Here is a 13,379-nt window from a genome sequence, read left to right on the forward strand (position 1 = left end):
CATCCAACAGATTCAAAATGCTAAAGGACAGCTCAAAATACAAAAAGGACAGCCTAGGCTGTCCTTTTTAGTGAGCCCTCTTCTGATATTAGAGGACTAAATCAAAGAGCTAAATTAAAGAGCTAAGTTAAAGAACTAAGTTAAAGAACTTGGGCAATCGCTTTACAGATCACAGGCATATTGGTTTTGGTCATACCGGCAACACTAATGCGGCCTGAGCCGACGATATAAATACCAAACTCGTCTTTTAAGCGTGCAACCTGCTCTTTGTTTAAGCCAGAGAAGCTAAACATACCGTTTTGGCGGGAAATAAAGCTAAAGTCCTGGGTGACGCCTTCATCCTTTAAGCTTTGGACGAACAGAGTACGCATCTGGGCGATACGTTCACGCATTTCAGTCAACTCTTGTACCCAAAGTGCTTTTAATGCCGCATCGCTTAAAATGGTGCTAACAATTAACGCACCGTGTGCTGGTGGGTTTGAGTAATTGGCGCGAATAGTACGTTTCACTTGGCTGAAGGCACGCACCGCTTCATCGGCATTTTGTGCCACTACAGTCACAGCGCCGATACGCTCGTTATAAAGACCAAAGTTTTTAGAGAAAGAGTTAGCCACTAACAACTCAGGTACTTTTGCAGCCACTAAACGTAGGCCTGCGGCATCTTCTTCAATCCCAGCACCAAAACCTTGGTAAGCAAAGTCAAACAATGGCACTAACTGTTTGTCTGCACACAGGTTAGCAACCAATTCCCATTGGGCTAAGGTCAAATCAATACCCGTTGGGTTATGGCAGCAACCGTGCAGTAGAACAATGTCACCCGCCTGTGCATTGGCGAGATCTGTCATCATGCCATCGAAATCGATATCGTGGGCACTGGCATTGTAGTAACCGTATTCTTTAACCGTTAAACCTGCAGTTTCAAAAATATTCTGATGGTTCGCCCAAGTTGGGTTACTGACCCACACAGTGCGCGATGGCGTGTTGCGCAGTAGAAACTCGGCGGCAATACGCAGTGCACCAGTACCACCTGGCGCCTGAGCGGTCGCGGCACGGCCTGACGTCACAAGCGTACTGCCCTCGCCAAATAATAGCTCTTGTACCACGCGGTTATAGGTTTGAACCCCTTCAATACCTAAATAGTTCTTGGTCTTCTCTTGCTCAAGCAATAGGGCTTCTGCTTTCTTCACTGACTGTAATACTGGAGTCTGCCCTGCTTCATCCTTATAAATGCCAACACCGAGGTTCACTTTATCTTGGCGTGGATCGGCCTTGAAGGTATCGGTTAAACCAAGGATGGGATCAGCGGGTGCGAGTACTACCTGAGAGAAAATCATGACTACTTATCCTAAATGTTCACGTGTAGGGGAAATTCGGCTTATTTATACCACTGTCTTAAGAGGGGGAATAGCGCCTATTGCCGCATCTTAAGGAAATAGTTTGCGTATTATGGATTGATTAAAATAAATAACAACTAAATGAGAGATCAATTGTCTTGAGGCTGAAATTTTTGATAATTGTGATTTTTAAGAGGCTGATCACTATTTGTTTAAGGATTAATTTGTAGGGGTTAGAACGGGATTTGCGGCAATAAAAAAGGCCTAACATCTGTTAGGCCTTCTCTATGTTATGGTACCCGAGGCCAGACTTGAACTGGCACGCTGTTACCAGCGAGGGATTTTAAATCCCTTGTGTCTACCGATTCCACCACTCGGGCAAACTCTTTATATTAACGACGGGAATCGTGTCATTAATACCTTAATCTATGGAGGCGCGACCCGGAGTCGAACCGAGATCGACGGATTTGCAATCCGCAGCATAGCCATTCTGCCATCGCGCCAGATTTCCAAACTCGTAAAGAGTTGGAGCGACATATCGGGTTCGAACCGATGACCTATACCTTGGCAAGGTATCGCTCTACCAACTGAGCTAATGTCGCATCGATGTCACAGCTTAATGAGTCATTAAGCTTAGGAGTTACGTTGCTACGCTTTCCCCTGACTGCGGATTGGCATTCTACCGATTTAACCTTCAGAGTCAATCAACAAATTTGAAATATTGCGCTTAGAAGCACTGTTTGCCCAATATTCAGCCACAGAGATAAAAACTTGCCGATGGAATAATCAATTTGATGATTTTCTTTGCAACAACAAGAGTTGAAGTGATGTTACCCAGCCTTATCAACGCTATTTAGGACGGGTCAATGTCATAAAAAAAGCGCCCTACTGGGCGCTTTTTCTTGGACGTTTTTATGTGCGTAGCGATTATGCTGGCAGAGACAGAGTCGTCAGGCCTAACATCGTCTGCATCACACCGACGACTTGGCAGCTGTAACCAAATTCGTTGTCATACCATACGTACAGAATGGCACGTTTACCTTCGGCGATAGTCGCTTGTGAATCAACCACGCCCGCATAGCGAGAACCCACTAAATCGCTTGATACGATTTCAGTTGAGTCTGTGTAATCGATTTGGTTCTGCAATGGTGATTGCAGCGCAGTGTCTTTCAGGTATTCGTTCAATTCATCTTTGTTAGTCTCAGCATTGAGGTTCATGCTGATGATCGCCATAGACACGTTTGGTGTTGGCACGCGAATCGCGTTACCCGTCAGTTTACCCGCTAATACTGGCAGAGCTTTAGCTACGGCTTTAGCCGCGCCCGTTTCAGTGATCACCATGTTTAATGGTGCACTGCGACCACGACGGTCAGCACTGTGGTAGTTGTCGATCAGGTTTTGATCGTTCGTGTATGAGTGAATAGTCTCAACGTGACCATTCTCGATACCGTACTTGTCGTTTACCGCTTTCAGTACTGGTGTGATGGCGTTAGTGGTACAGCTCGCCGCAGACACAATGATATCTTCTGCAGTGATGTCGCCTTCATTCACGCCGTAAACGATGTTCTTGATGGCGCCTTTTGCAGGTGCAGTCAGTAACACTTTGCTCGCACCTGGACTCTTCAAGTGTAAGCCTAAGCCTGCTTCATCTTTCCAAATACCCGTGTTGTCTACCACTAAGGCATCTGTAATACCGTATTTGGTGTAATCCACTTCATCTGGCGAGTTTGCGTAAATAACTTGAATATAGGTGCCGTTAGCGATGATAGCGTTGTTCTCTTCATCCACTTCAACTGAACCGTTAAATGGACCATGAACAGAGTCACGACGCAGTAAGCTTGCGCGTTTTTCTAAATCGCCCTTCTTACCACCACGTAACACGATAGCGCGCAGTCTTAACTTGTTGCTGCGGCCAGTACGTTCGATCAGTAAGCGCGCTAATAAGCGGCCAATACGACCAAAACCATACAACACTACATCACGCGGGGCGATATCATCAGCATGATCAATCGCTGCCGCTAATTCACGTGCCATATAGCTTTCAATTTCGTTGGTATCGGTATGTTCAGCCCAGTATTTAACGGCAAGCTTACCAATATCCACTTTACATTGTTTAACTGCGAGTCTGCTTAAGGCTTGAACAAACGGGAAACTCTCGCGTAAACGTAATTTCTCGCCGACATGACGACGAACTAAACGGTGCGCTTTAATAATCTCAATAGTAGAAGCATTGAGTAATGGCTTACCATAAACCACAACTTCGACGCCTTGGTTACGGTACAACTTGCCCAGCAAAGGTTGCATTGCCTCTGCCATTTCAAAACGTTCTTGCCAACTTTGTAGGTGTTTATCAGCGCTCATTTACAGATCCTTTATCTCACTTTTCAATAAAATATATTGAAAGGTTTGAGTAACATGACGAAAAGACCAATAATCTTATGGAGGTTTTAGGGAAAACCCTGTGTTTTGGTCGGCGCCATTGTAATGAAAACTGACCCAGCTTGCCAGTAAGATATTTTCTGTAAATCTGTAATTTTATTAGAGAAAATTGCATTTTGGAGCGTGTTTTGAGACAAAATCTAGTAATAATTACATCATTTACCCTCGCGATAAGCCTTTTCGGTTGTGATAATGGCCGAAATATCGAAACGATTTGTAAAAATAATCCTGAAATTTGTGCCGATTTGCATAAAGATGGATGGTGTTTAACCGAGAAAACCCTGCTGATCCAGAGCCGATTCGACCTATTAGACAACAAAAATCCTACGGGCAAGCAACTTTACCAACAGTTAACTTACCTTGAAGATTACAGCCGTTGTATTGAATTGGCCTCAGGGGTGCAACATATCATCCATACGAATCGCACGGCTGACCGCGCCAGAGCCTTTCGCCTGAGTACAGAAAACCTCAGCCGTCTACAGGAAGAAACCCGCGAACGCCAAGACCCCTTTATGTCTTACTATCAATGGACACGTTTTGGTGACACCGATGCCTTAAACCGACTATTAGCGCAAGAAAATGCCGGTGAAGTTACTGAGCCTTTTCTCCTTGCGCAAATCGCCACCTATTACAGCAATCGAAATGCCATCAAAGCGCAACAACTCTATCTTAAAGTGTTTGCAGAAATTCAATATGCCGACTTTGATCCCAACTGGTTGCTTGGGCTCGCCTCAGCCTATCGTCAAACCCAAGCGTTTGAAAAAACATATATGCTGACCAAAGCGAATTTACTACTTACGCAGCAGAAGTATTCTGAAGATAAGATGCTAGCCTTAATCGGTGGCGACAAGGCGCTAGCGGCCAAATTAGATCAATACGCCCAGAACTTAATCGACGCGTTAGAAGATGGCCTCTATTCAACCAGTCCGGTTGCGCTCTGGCTTGCTCCGCCCCAGACGGAGGTCACACCGCCAGCGGCAACAACTGTCGAGCCAGAGAAGCCAAATTCGCCTTAACTTGCGTTTTGAAGAACGTCGGCAAAATGTTTGCCACCTTGTAATTTTTTACCCAAATACAGCGCTGAAAATGGTGTTTTCGCGAGCAATGTAAAAAAAACACCTAATTTGTTAACCGAATCCCGGCAAAATTGCCGAATTCACTTGACGATAGCTGTCAGTTTGGTAATTTTACTACCAGTTGAATTTTATAATCACCAGAGGGATATGAGATGACTATCCGTGTAGCAATAAATGGTTATGGCCGTATCGGTAGAAACGTATTACGCGCCCTGTATGAAAGCGAAAAAGCTTACCCAATCAAAATTGTTGCCATCAACGATTTAGGCGACGCTTCAATCAACGCTCACCTGACAAAATACGATTCTGTACATGGTCGTTTCAATGCCAAAGTTGAGCATGATGCTGAAGCAATTTATGTCAACGGCGACAAGATCCTCACCTTCCAAGAACGCGATCCAGGTAAATTACCTTGGGGCGACTTACAAGTTGACGTCGTGTTCGAATGTACTGGTATCTTCACTTCTAAAGAATCTGTACAGCCACATTTAGCGGCGGGCGCGAAGAAAGTCATTATTTCTGCACCAGGTAAAAACGTTGATGCAACCGTCGTTTACGGTGTGAACAACAATGTATTGACCGCGGATATGACAGTTATCTCTAATGCTTCATGTACCACTAACTGTTTAGCACCTTTCGCTAAGCCGTTAAATGACGAAATTGGTATTGAATCCGGTCTGATGACCACCATTCATGCTTACACCAACGATCAACGTTTATCTGACGTATACCACACAGATTTACGTCGTGCCCGCGCTGCAGCACTGTCAATGATCCCAACTAAAACTGGCGCTGCCGCGGCAGTAGGTTTAGTTGTACCTGAATTACAAGGTAAATTCGATGGTTTAGCAGTACGTGTACCGACTGTTAACGTGTCTTTAGTGGATTTATCTTTCATTGCAGCACGTGATACCACTGTTGAAGAAGTTAACGCCATCATCGAACGTGCCGCTGCTGTTGCGCCTCTGAGCGAAGTGTTAGCGGTTAACAAAGAGCCACTGGTGTCTATCGACTTTAACCACAATGCGTTTTCATCTAACTTCGATGCGACTCAAACCCGCGTTAACGGCCGTTTAGTTAAAGTGATGGCATGGTACGATAACGAATGGGGCTTCAGTAACCGTATGTTGGACAACGCGGTTGCGCTGATGAACGCGAAGTAATCATTCTTCTTTATCAAAAAGCCCCGCTCTTGCGGGGCTTTTTTTATACCGATTTCACGGCTCATTAATCCACTGTCGTTACCAATGCTCGCATTTCGCCGCTAACAACTGAATGTGGCGATACATTAATTGATAATACCGCAGGCTACACGCGCACCGCCGCCACCTAAAGGCGCTGGGTGATCGGAATGGTTGTCGCCACCGGCATGGATCATGATCGCATGGCCTTTAAGATCACCCATTTTTAAGCGCGGTGCCAGCACGGCCTGACTAGCTGCACCGTCTGCATCGACAAACAATGGTGGTAGATCGCCTAAATGCCCTTCTCCCCATGGCGTGCCATGGGCTTTCGTGGCGGCAGGATCATAGTGTCCACCTGCCGCGCCAGCAGGGACGATTTTTCCGTCCTTTTCCTTTGGATCACAGCTGCCGTTCTCATGTAGATGGAAACCATGTAATCCCGGCATTAAGCCTTTGAGTGATGGCGTAAATACCACTCCATACTGCGACTCAGAAATGGTCACTTGACCGACACTTTCACCCACGCCCTTTTCGTTGACAAGATTCATTGGCACACTCACGTCTGCAAATGCACAGGCAGCAGACATTGATGCAAGCAGTAACACGATGTTTTTCATACCCTTCTCCATGGTTATCTTATACAAAATTGCATGAACACAGCGCAATGAGTGAACTCACCTACGCTTTGCTATGTCTCGTCCTGAAATAAGTTGACACTTATTTCCACCTAAAACGCTCGATGAACCTCATCGGGCGTTTTGTATTTTAAGGCCAAATGTGGCCGTCGTTGATTATAGATGGCAACCGCTTCTGCCACCATTTGTCGCGCCTCCTCCAGCGTTGCGGGCTTATGTGTTAAAAACTCCTGCTTCAAGATGCCATTCACTCGCTCTGCTAAGGCATTTTGATAGCAGTCATATCCGTCTGTCATTGAGCATGTCACGCCATGTTGTGCGTGAACCGCTTGATACGCGTTTGAGCAGTACTGTATCCCTCGGTCTGAGTGGTGTATCAGCGGTTTACTTTTATCTTGTCGCTGTCTCAGTGCCCGTTTGTAAGCCGTTAGCACCCCGTCTGTTTTAAGATTATCATCAACATGATAACCCACAATTTTTCGTGACCAGGCATCGGTCACCAAGCTTAAATAGGCTTCATTATCTTGCAGTGACAGATAGGTAATATCAGCCACCCAGACTTGTTCTGAGCGGCTGATGTCCACTTGCTGCTCACTGGGCTTAAGCAAGTTGGGATGACACCTAAATCGATGATGGCTATGGGTCGTTTTATGGTACGCCCGTTTCGGCGTGACCAACAAACGATGCGCCCTAAGACAGCGAAATAACCGGTCTCGTCCTATCACTATTTGATGCATTTTGTTGAGTAAATACTGCAGTTTACGCGTACCGACTCGCGGTTGAAATAACCGTTCATATTGTACCGTTTGCACCACCTCTTGCTCCTTTAGCTCTGAGACGATTTGCCGCTGGCATTGTTGATAATACGCCTGGCGACTGATGCCAAGGTAACGACAGCATTGGGTGACGCCATAACCTATGGCCGTTTTTTCTTGGAGCGTTTCGCGGGTGGCTTTTTTACGACGGATATCCCGTAGTCAGTTCTGAGTTTTTCGACAATGGCTTCGAAGAACGCGGCTTTCATGCGAGTATCTTCAAGTTCGGCTTCGAGGGCTTTTATCTTTTGCTCGGGGGTGAGCGTGGTGGGTTCAGTCATCAACTGTCCTCGCATTGATGTAGGCGGCGTCCCTAGGGACCAATCCAGTTTGCCATGCTTGCGTAACCACACTAACACGGTGGAGCAGCCTTGAATACCGTACTTGTCTTGTGCCTGCTTATAGGTCAGCTCGCCTTTTTCCACTTGGTCGACAACCGCCAATTTAAAAGCGAGGGAATAATCACGTTGAGTTCGTTTAATTGTTGAAGTCATTACACTCTCCAAAATGAGTTTGAAAAGTGTCAACGCTATTTAGGACGGGTCACTATATCAAATTTAGGCCAACAACACCGATCCAGTAAGTAAAAGAGCGTGTATTTCTTTAAATTGAAGCATATATGCATCTATGAAGAATGGCGTCTAAAAGTTAGCGCACCTTATTAAGCACATACTTAGCAGCTTAGCTGCTGATCAATTTGAACCGATACAAAAATCCCCGCCAAGTGGCAGGGATTTCATTTTTCGTGAGTGTTATGCACGCTTGATTAAGCGTTGCCTTTCACTTTCATATTCAGTGTTTTAGCGAAATCGAGCATACGGGTAAGCGGGATTAAGGCTTTCACGCGTAAATCTTCATCGACAAAGATTTCGTGAGTCGTTTTGTCGCTGTCACTTAAGGACGCTTCAATCGCCTTTAAGCCATTCATCGCCATCCAAGGACAGTGAGCACAGCTCTTACAGGTGGCACCATTACCGCCAGTAGGCGCTTCAATCAGTGTTTTACCCGGCGCCGCTTGTTGCATTTTATAGAAAATACCGCGATCGGTCGCCACAATAAAACGCTCATTTGCCATGGTTTGCGCAGCTTTAATCAACTGGCTGGTGGAGCCGACAGCATCCGCCATCGCAACCACACTCGCGGGTGACTCTGGGTGCACTAGAATCGCCGCGTCAGGGTAAACACGCTTTAAATCTCGCAGCGCATTGGCCTTAAACTCATCGTGAACGATACAGTCACCCTGCCACATCAACATCTCGGCGCCCGTTTGTTTGGCAATATAACTGCCTAAATGACGGTCTGGGCCCCAAATGATTTTTTTGCCTTCGCTGTCTAAATGCTCAACGATTTCAAGGGCAATACTTGAGGTGACCACCCAATCGGCACGGGCTTTTACCGCCGCCGAAGTGTTGGCATAAACGACTACGGTATGATCAGGATGCGCATCACAGAAGGCATTGAATTTATCGATGGGGCAACCTAAGTCCAATGAACAGGTCGCCTCCAAGGTCGGCATCAGAATGGTTTTTTCAGGGCTTAAGATTTTGGCGGTTTCACCCATAAATTTCACCCCGGCGACGATTAACGTCTTGGCGGGATGATCGCGGCCAAAGCGCGCCATTTCGAGTGAGTCAGAAACACAACCGCCAGTTTCTTCGGCCAGAGCTTGAATTTCAGGGTCGGTATAATAATGGGCAACCAATACCGCATCTTTTTCAATCAGCAGCTGCTTGATACGTGCCTTGTAGTCCGCCTTTTCGGCATCGGACAGAGGAATTGGCTTAGGCGGAAACGGATAATCAATAGTTTCGATTGTTGGGGCAAATGGGCTGGGGCTCATAACAAATCCATCAGGATAACAACGTTCGCGAATTATACGTAATTGGGATCAAAAGATTAACCCATTTATGGCCTGCGAATAAAAAAGGACGCTAAATTGCGTCCTTTTTTGCTGGATTGGCCGTAAGTATTGGCTGACAGCCGATTAGCGCATGGCTAATAGCATATCCTGCGGCTGCTCAAGGTATTGTTTCCAAAGGTTACAGAAACGAGCAATGGTGCCGCCATCAATAACGCGGTGATCCCCAGACCAACTCACTTGCATGATCTGACGTGCTTCGACTTCACCTTTCGCATTAAAGCGCGGCAAGGTTTGCAACTTACCTAATGCGACAATCGCGACTTCCGGCTTATTGATAATAGGCGTTGCAACTGTGCCACCTAAGGCGCCAATATTCGAAATCGAGATGGTGCCTTCTTTAAGATCCGCCGGCGCCACACGGCCGCTGCGTGCAGCATTGGTTAAGCGGGTGATTTCGGCAGCAACCTCGAGGATGCTCTTATCTTGCACATCCTTCACGTTTGGTACCAATAATCCCACCTTAGAGTCGACCGCCATACCTATGTTATGACGCGCTTTGTAAGTGATTTCCGTACAATCGGCATTCACTTGACTGTTAAGCACAGGGAACTGCGTTAAGGCTAACGACATGGCCTTCATAAAGAATGGCATCATGGTCAGCTTTACTTCGTCGGAGGAATACTTGGCCTTCATGCTTTCACGCAGAGCGACTAAGTCTGTCAAATCAAACTCTTCGCAATAGGTGAAGTGTGGAATGGTGGATACCGACTCCACCATCATTTTCGCCATCACGGCTTTCACGCCACGGATAGGCTCAACAATGTCACCCCGTGCAGCGCTTGCCACTGCGGTAGAAACGGTCGATTGAGCCACAGTTGGGGCAGCTGCCACTGGCGCAGCGGCAGGCACAGCGCCGCCCTGTGCTTGGAAGCGAGTAATGTCTTCCTTATACACACGGCCATGTTTACCACTACCAGGGACGCGACTTAAATCGATATCTAAGGCACGTGCCATACGGCGAACGGCTGGGCTGGCTAAGGCTTTACCTTGGCGAGCAGGCTCCGAGGACACCGCCGCGCAAGCGACTGGTGCTGCGGTATTCACAGCGGTGGCGCTGGCTTCCTGTGCATGGCTGACTGGCGCACTAACGCCACCTTCGACCTCAATCGCAAATAGTGGTGCATGTACTTTCGCTAACTGGCCCTTACGGTAGTGCAATTTGACAATTTTGCCCGCTTTGATAGCAGGGATTTGCACTAGGGCTTTATCTGTCATCACATCGGCGATGGGTTGATCTTCAACCACAGTATCGCCTTCTTGGACTAGCCATTCGACCAGTTCACACTCAACAATGCCTTCGCCAATATCGGGTAGCAGAAACTCTTCTACGCTCGTACCCGCCGCGCTGGATTGACTTGCAGGTGTTTGCGTCGCTGTGTGTGCTTCAGGCTGAGACGCAGCTACAGGCGCGGCTTCGTCAGACTCAATCTGCACAGCATAAAGCGGCGCATGCACCTTAGCGATATCGCCTTTGGTGTAATACAGCTTGGTCACGACTCCCGCAAAAGGCGCTGGAATTTGCACTAAGGCTTTGTCTGTCATCACATCGGCGATGGGCTGATCTTCAGCAATCGTGTCGCCCTCTTGCACCAACCACTCGACGAGTTCGCACTCGACAACGCCTTCACCAATGTCCGGCAAAATAAAATCTTTAATCATACCGGACTCCTAGAAGTTCACCGATGCCTTAATGGCTTCAAAGGTTTTGAGCGCATCGGGCATATATTCTTTTTCGTGGACCAGTGGATATGGGGTATCTAGACCACATACACGGCTGATGGGTGATTCTAAATACAAGAAACACTCTTGCTGAATCGTCGCGGCGATTTCACCGGCAAAACCACCCGTCAATGGCGCTTCGTGGTTGATCAGTAAGCGGCCTGTCTTCTTCACAGAATCTGCAACTGTATCTACATCCCAAGGCGCGAGTGTACGTAGGTCGATAATTTCGCAGGAAATCCCCTCTTTTGCCGCCATGTCGGCCGCTTTTTCGATGATTTCCATCTGTGCGCCCCAGGCTACTAAGGTGATGTCTTTCCCTTCACGCACTACTTCGGCTTTACCCAGCTCGATTTCATAATCGCCCGCAGGGACTTCACCCACTGAAGCACGGTATAAACGCTTTGGCTCGAAGAACACCACAGGGTTTTTATCGCGAATAGAGGCTAATAATAAGCCCTTGGCCTGCTCTGGATTGCGTGGCACAACCACTTTTAAGCCTGGGGTTTGGGTAAAATAAGCTTCTGGCGATTGTGAATGATAATGGCCGCCCGCAATACCGCCACCATAAGGTGTACGAAACACTAGGCTTCCCACATTAAATTCATTACCACTGCGGTAACGGAATTTAGCAGACTCGTTCACTATCTGATCGAACGCTGGAAAGATGTAATCGGCGAACTGGATTTCCGCTACGGCGGTCATGCCATTAGAGGCTAAACCGTTGGCAAAACCCGCAATGCCTTGTTCAGTCAGCGGCGTGTTAAAGCAACGGCTGCGACCAAACTTTTCCTGTAAACCTGAGGTTGCGCGAAACACACCGCCAAAGTGGCCAACGTCTTCACCAAATACCACCATGCGCTCGTCAGATTGCATGGCGATAGACAAGGCCTCATTGACGGCCTGTAACATATTCATTTCTGCCACGGCTTATAGCCTCCCTGCACTTTTGGGATAGGATTGCGGATATTTCTTGATGTGTTCTTTAAGTTCACTCAGCTGCTTTTTCAGCGCTGGTGTTGGCTTGTCGTACACATCTTCAATGATCTCATCCAGCATAGGGATAGGTAATTTTTCAGCGACTTTAACGGCGGCTAACACTTCTTCACGGTACTTTTCGTAACGCTGGGCATCATCGGCCTCGGCCAACCAGCCTTTGTTGATCAACCATAACTTGAAGCGTTTGACTGGATCGTGTTGCTGCCATTTTGCCTCTTCTTCTTTGGAGCGATAGCCAGAAGGATCGTCAGAAGATGAGTGCGCGCCAAGGCGATAAGTCATGGCTTCAATCAACACGGGAGCATTATGCTCAATTGCATAGGCACGCGCCTGTTGCGTCGCCGCTAACACCGCCAGCATATCGTTACCGTCGACACGAATGGTGTGCATACCGTAACCCACACCGCGGCTAGCGATACCGTTACCGGCAAACTGTTCTTCTGTTGGGGTGGAAATCGCATAACCATTGTTACGGCAGAAGAAAATCACCGGGCATTTTAACACCGCAGCCATATTCAAGCCTGCGTGGAAGTCACCTTCAGAGGCAGCGCCTTCACCGAAATAACAGACGGCAACATTACGTTTGCCCTGCATTTTCAGGCTATAACCGACACCTGTCGCTTGCGGGATTTGCGTGGCCAGTGGCGATGAAATGGTTTGGTAGTTTAACGCCGCGCAGCCGTAGTGAATTGGCATTTGGCGACCTTTACCTAAGTCCTTCTCATTGCTGAACATTTGGTTCATAAACTGCTCAGTGGTAAAACCACGGTAACGCAGCGCCGCATGTTCACGATATTGCGCGAGGATCACATCTTCTTGATCAAGCGCCGCGACACTGCCGACGATCGCCGCTTCTTCACCCGTACAGGTCATATAGAAGCTGATCCGTCCCTGACGCTGTGCGCCTAACATACGTTCGTCGAGTACCCGCGTGAATACGCAAGTATCGTAAATTTTGGTGGCTAAGGCTTCATCTATTACAGGCAAAACCGCGGTTTCATAGGTAGTGCCGTCTGCTTGTAGAATTCGAAGGATAGGAATGTGAAGCGATGCCTTATCCAAGAAGCCGACACGGTGCACTGTATCAGTGTTGAGTGTTGCTTTGCTCATATTGTGCTCTTGTTATCTCGTTACGCCATGGAAAATCCACAACGCCTAATTTATACGAATATGCCGGATGAACATTACGTTAACGTAAACTACCTATCAACCGTTGGCACAGTTCAAACGACAACTAATCCCCTGTGGGCATGTATA

At 47.4% G+C, this 13,379-nt stretch carries 10 protein-coding genes and 3 tRNA genes; 2 read left to right on the forward strand and 11 right to left on the reverse strand.

Annotation, left to right across the window (positions count from 1 at the left end; all coding sequences use genetic code 11):
- Window positions 1-140 precede the first annotated feature (140 nt).
- From SHEWANA3_RS11160 to SHEWANA3_RS11180, 5 genes are all read right to left on the reverse strand, one after another.
- Window positions 141-1,334 carry an amino acid aminotransferase gene (locus tag SHEWANA3_RS11160; protein WP_011717087.1) on the reverse strand — a complete coding sequence of 398 codons (1,194 nt, stop codon included), beginning with the start codon at window positions 1,332-1,334 and terminating at the stop codon, window positions 141-143.
- 293 nt (window positions 1,335-1,627) lie between these two features.
- Window positions 1,628-1,714, reverse strand: a tRNA-Leu gene (locus tag SHEWANA3_RS11165).
- Window positions 1,715-1,763: 49 nt separating this feature from the next.
- Window positions 1,764-1,837: transfer RNA gene (locus SHEWANA3_RS11170), tRNA-Cys, on the reverse strand.
- Between the two features lie 23 nt (window positions 1,838-1,860).
- Window positions 1,861-1,936 (reverse strand) — tRNA-Gly (locus tag SHEWANA3_RS11175).
- 325 nt (window positions 1,937-2,261) lie between these two features.
- Window positions 2,262-3,695 (reverse strand): glyceraldehyde-3-phosphate dehydrogenase, encoded by a 1,434-nt coding sequence (locus SHEWANA3_RS11180; RefSeq protein WP_011622785.1) that lies wholly within the window; start codon window positions 3,693-3,695, stop codon window positions 2,262-2,264.
- Window positions 3,696-3,901: 206 nt separating this feature from the next.
- Here SHEWANA3_RS11180 and SHEWANA3_RS11185 point away from each other — a divergent pair, with 206 nt between their 5' ends.
- Window positions 3,902-4,789 (forward strand): DUF2989 domain-containing protein, encoded by an 888-nt coding sequence (locus tag SHEWANA3_RS11185; RefSeq protein WP_011717088.1) that lies wholly within the window; start codon window positions 3,902-3,904, stop codon window positions 4,787-4,789.
- Between the two features lie 212 nt (window positions 4,790-5,001).
- Entirely contained in the window at window positions 5,002-6,012 is a 1,011-nt protein-coding gene (gene gap, locus SHEWANA3_RS11190; protein ID WP_011622787.1) for a type I glyceraldehyde-3-phosphate dehydrogenase, read from the forward strand.
- Between the two features lie 125 nt (window positions 6,013-6,137).
- On the opposite strand, the gene sodC is transcribed toward gap, so the two are convergent.
- The 6 genes from sodC to SHEWANA3_RS11225 all read right to left on the reverse strand — a co-directional run bounded on the left by sodC (window position 6,138) and on the right by SHEWANA3_RS11225 (window position 13,232).
- The gene (gene sodC, locus SHEWANA3_RS11195; protein ID WP_011717089.1) at window positions 6,138-6,650 is read right to left on the reverse strand and encodes a superoxide dismutase family protein; all 513 of its coding nucleotides are present in this window, start codon (window positions 6,648-6,650) and stop codon (window positions 6,138-6,140) included.
- Between the two features lie 110 nt (window positions 6,651-6,760).
- Window positions 6,761-7,977 (reverse strand): IS3-like element ISShes13 family transposase gene (locus tag SHEWANA3_RS23195; RefSeq protein WP_086017254.1). Its coding sequence is split into 2 segments (ribosomal slippage): window positions 6,761-7,629 and window positions 7,629-7,977, totalling 1,218 coding nucleotides; the frame shifts between segments, so codons are not numbered across the junction.
- Between the two features lie 272 nt (window positions 7,978-8,249).
- Window positions 8,250-9,323 (reverse strand): quinolinate synthase NadA, encoded by a 1,074-nt coding sequence (gene nadA / locus SHEWANA3_RS11210; protein ID WP_011717092.1) that lies wholly within the window; start codon window positions 9,321-9,323, stop codon window positions 8,250-8,252.
- A 144-nt stretch (window positions 9,324-9,467) separates the two neighbouring features.
- Window positions 9,468-11,063 carry a dihydrolipoyllysine-residue acetyltransferase gene (locus SHEWANA3_RS11215; protein WP_011717093.1) on the reverse strand — a complete coding sequence of 532 codons (1,596 nt, stop codon included), beginning with the start codon at window positions 11,061-11,063 and terminating at the stop codon, window positions 9,468-9,470.
- 9 nt (window positions 11,064-11,072) lie between these two features.
- Complete coding sequence (locus tag SHEWANA3_RS11220; RefSeq protein WP_011622791.1) at window positions 11,073-12,050, reverse strand: alpha-ketoacid dehydrogenase subunit beta; 978 nt, start codon at window positions 12,048-12,050, stop codon at window positions 11,073-11,075.
- Between the two features lie 3 nt (window positions 12,051-12,053).
- The gene (locus SHEWANA3_RS11225) at window positions 12,054-13,232 is read right to left on the reverse strand and encodes a thiamine pyrophosphate-dependent dehydrogenase E1 component subunit alpha (RefSeq protein WP_011717094.1); all 1,179 of its coding nucleotides are present in this window, start codon (window positions 13,230-13,232) and stop codon (window positions 12,054-12,056) included.
- Window positions 13,233-13,379 lie beyond the last annotated feature (147 nt).

This window comes from Shewanella sp. ANA-3 (genome assembly GCF_000203935.1).
Classification (GTDB): Bacteria; Pseudomonadota; Gammaproteobacteria; order Enterobacterales; family Shewanellaceae; genus Shewanella.